4 protein-coding genes are annotated in these 3,431 nt (G+C 64.5%); all 4 read right to left on the reverse strand.

The annotated features are described in order from the left end of the window. Positions 1-33 precede the first annotated feature (33 nt). On the reverse strand, positions 34-402 hold the full coding sequence (locus MJD61_19170) for a hypothetical protein (GenBank protein MCG8557383.1): 369 nt from the start codon (positions 400-402) through the stop codon (positions 34-36). Further along, the gene (locus MJD61_19175; GenBank protein MCG8557384.1) at positions 402-1,943 is read right to left on the reverse strand and encodes a S8 family peptidase; all 1,542 of its coding nucleotides are present in this window, start codon (positions 1,941-1,943) and stop codon (positions 402-404) included. Before MJD61_19175 ends, MJD61_19170 begins: the two co-directional genes overlap by 1 nt. Positions 1,944-1,965: 22 nt before the next feature. After that, positions 1,966-2,517, reverse strand: coding sequence for a hypothetical protein (locus MJD61_19180; GenBank protein MCG8557385.1), 552 nt, complete (start codon positions 2,515-2,517; stop codon positions 1,966-1,968). Positions 2,518-2,539: 22 nt separating this feature from the next. Continuing rightward, positions 2,540-3,431, reverse strand: an 892-nt coding sequence (locus MJD61_19185; protein ID MCG8557386.1) for an ATP-binding protein, incomplete at its 5' end; no start/stop codon positions are given.

Genomic DNA, 3,431 nt, shown 5'->3' on the forward strand with positions numbered 1-3,431 from the left:
ACCGGAGCGGGGGCCCAGTCAATCCCCACAGGCTCAGGGTGACGCAGGAAAGCCGTCGTCCACCTGTTTGATCTCGTAGTGCAGCGCGTACTGGTCGCAGCACTGACCGCTCTGGTTTTCCGGGCACGCGGGAACCGCCGGCCGGTTTGCCAACCACATGAAGTAGTTGGGATGCACGCTCATCATCAGATAGTAGGTACTCCCCGGCGTGCACGCCACATCGATCGGAACATTGAGGCTCGTACCCCCGCCCAGCGTGGTCCAGTAGGCACGGCTGCTGAAGTAATTCTCGAACCCGTCTATCTCGCAGTACGAGTTGACGTTGTCCGACCAGCAGTACCTGACCAGGTGCTCGTCCAGGCTGATGTTCGAATTCTCCTGCCGTTTGCCCTCCTGGGTCATCAGGACGGCACGAGCGCGAGGCTCTGCAGGACATCCGTCGGCCAGGGCAATTCGAAGAAGTGGATGTCGCCCATGGTTCGCTTCTTCGGGTCCTTGTCCCCGGGCGCGAAGGGCCGGATCGAGCCTTGGGCGATGAGCGTGAGGGAGTCGCTCGCGCTGCGCAGGGCCCGACTGAGTCGCGGGACGCCGAAGCCGTACCGCCGCACGAGCATCTCGCGCTCGCGCTTGCCACCGGCACCACGAAGGTGCCCCTGCATGGCCCGGGTCCACTCTGCTGAGTGCACAATCAGGCCGCGGACAGCTTCGGGCCAGAGGTCTGGATACTGGGCCTTGATGGTCGCAGCCATCCGTGCAGCCTGGGCCGTGGCAGCACTGGTCGCGTAGGAAACGACGAACGGCTTTTCGGCAGGCTTGAAGTGGGTGGACAGGAGACAGAGATCGGCGCAGGGGAAGTCCACCTCGTCCTTGCTGTTGCGCACGACGTTTCCCCCCTCGAAAACCACGTCGGGCTTCAGGGGCCACTGTTTGGCGAACGTGACCGACGTGGTGCTCCACGGAGATAGGTCGCCAGCCGCCGCGACGGGCTCCCATCCCTGCCAAGACGCATCCTGGATGGAGATCCGCTCGGTGAATGCGCCGACGGTTAGGGCATTCCACGCCTGCGCCGGGTCGTGCACGGGGTCTGTGTCGCTCTGGTCGAGATGGGCGACTGCGAGCGAGTTCCCATCGACATTGCCGGCGCTGACGACGAAGAGACGCCAATGGTGGTCATCGCCGTCGTCATCGAGATAGACCAAACCCTGTGTCGTCTGGTCGAACACGCGACCCGCCGCCAACGCATCGACGGCAGAAGACCACGAAGTCGGCTTGCCTCGGTCCCGTTTGTCGGTGGCAGTGACGGCCATCGCGAAGCAGCGGGCTCGGTCGGGTGCCTGGACTTCGACGCGGCTTGCGGCTTCAGCGGTGATGGTTCCGTAGAGTTCTGGTGGGTTTGCTCCGTTTGGTGGCAGGATCTTCACGGATTCGAGGCGGTGCTGGAGATGCACCGGCTCAGATCCAGCGAGAACAGGAGTGAGGTCGCCATAGAGGGCCAACCCCGCCATCTGCGTTCCGTGCCCCATCATGTCGGGACCGCCTCCGTCGTCGTGATGGCCCCACGTCGGATCAACTGCCGTGCAGTCTTCGGCAGCCACCGCGACCTCGAGGAGCGGATGGCCGCGGTTCACACCCGTGTCGAGAATGCACGCAGCCGGCGCGTCGCCGCCCGGCGACGTCACGCGCGCAAGTAGCTCCTTCGCCCAGTCGGCCTGTTCGTCGGGGCCCATGTCCACGAACACGGCTGCCGTCTCCTTCGCGCGCTGGACCTCCGCAACGTCGTTGAGCACGTCGATGGAGCTGGCGAGTTCGTTCGGCGTTGCCTTTACGAGTGTCACGATGCGTTCATCGAACTGAAGACGCCGCTCGCTCACGTCGAGCTTCTGGAGCAATGCAAACTCCATCAAACGCGCGAGTTCGTTGCCGTCGTGCCGGCGCAGCCACACTTCCCACCAGATGCTCTCGTTCTCAGCCGGGGTAGGCGTCCGGAGCGTCTGTCCACAGGCCGCGTAGGGTCGCGAGACGCAGGGTCGCGACCGGATCGATCATCTCCTCGTGGCGGCGCTCGCCTTTCTTCTTCGGCGCCGTCTGCGCGTATTTCTCGAACCGGGAGACGAAGTGCTTCACCTTGCCGTCCGGAACGAACACGGTCGCGTGCTGCACACGCTTCGGCTCGGCCTCATTCGTCTTGGTCTCGGTCACCGCGACGAGCTCGATGCCTGCGCGAGCGTCTTCGAGGCTACTCAGCTTCAGCTTCACGCCGGGCCGACTCTCGAACTCGACGTAGAGCCCAGGGATGGCGCCGTGAACCTTGATACCGGCGTCTTCGGCCTCTTTGCGTCGCTCGGCGCCCTCGCTTGCCGCATCTTCGAATGATTGCTTCAGCGCAGCGCCGTGCGCCGGTCTGCTCGCGGGCGCGGGCGGCTTCTTGACCTCGATCTTCCGCGGATGAGGCGTGTACTTTTCGACGGTCGGATCGCCAGGGACGATGATGTGGCGTCGGTTCCGAGGGGATGCCATCGGTCAGCCTCCTCCTCGGGGGTTACGGATGCGTGCTGCGTCGTTCCTTGAGTGCGGTGACGAGCTCATCGTTTCGGACCTTGGTGGTGTGCTCCAAGATCGCGTTCTTCGCTGCTTGCTCGCACGCATGAGTGATCTCGGCATGGCTGAGAGATTCGGCCGCTGCCACAGCATGAGACCAGTCGATGTCCCCCGTGTCGAGTAGGCCGAGGCGCGCCTGCATGACCTTCGTCGCGATCTCCTTCGAGGGCAGCGCGTACTCGAGGACTGCGTCGAAGCGGCGGAAGAGCGCACGGTCCAGCAGCTTCACGTGGTTCGTCGCGCCGATCACCAAGCTGTCCGAATCGTCCATCTCCAGGAACTGCAGGAAGGAGTTCAGCACGCGTCGAATCTCACCGACGTCGTTCGCACCGCCGCGCTGTCCCCCAAGGGCATCGAACTCGTCGAAGAGGTAGACGCCGCGCGTCCCCTGAATCGCGTCGAAGACGAGTCGCAGCTTGGCGGCGGTCTCGCCCATGTACTTGGTGATCAGACCGTCGAGTTGGATGGTGAACAGGGGCAGGCCCAGCTCTCCTGCCAGCGCGGCGGCGGTCATCGTCTTCCCGGTGCCGGGCGGTCCCACGAGTAGGAGCTTCCGGAGCGGAGCAAACCCATGCTCGCGAATGCGATCGCGCTGTCGCTGTTCGACGAGCACGCGATCGATCCGCTGGTGGAGATCGTCCTCAAGCGCCATGTCGGCGATGCGGGTCTTCGGGTAGCCGACCGTCAGGAGGCCCGCCAACTCGCCTCTCGGCTGGGCCATCGGGATGGGCTTCGGGCCCGGTGCCGAGGCGGCTGCCTTCGCTCGCTCCTTGGCGCGGTCTACAAGCTCTCGTAACTCTTGAGCAAACCTGCCGTGCCCATTCCGGGCCGCC

Source organism: Pseudomonadota bacterium (assembly GCA_022361155.1).
Classification (GTDB): domain Bacteria; phylum Myxococcota_A; class Polyangia; order Polyangiales; family JAKSBK01; genus JAKSBK01.

Coding starts and splice junctions, on each gene's coding strand:
- MJD61_19170 (MCG8557383.1), bottom strand. CDS start 402: ATGACCCAGGAGGGCAAACGGCAGGAGAATTCGAACATCAGCCTGGAC.
- MJD61_19180 (MCG8557385.1), bottom strand. CDS start 2,517: ATGGCATCCCCTCGGAACCGACGCCACATCATCGTCCCTGGCGATCCG.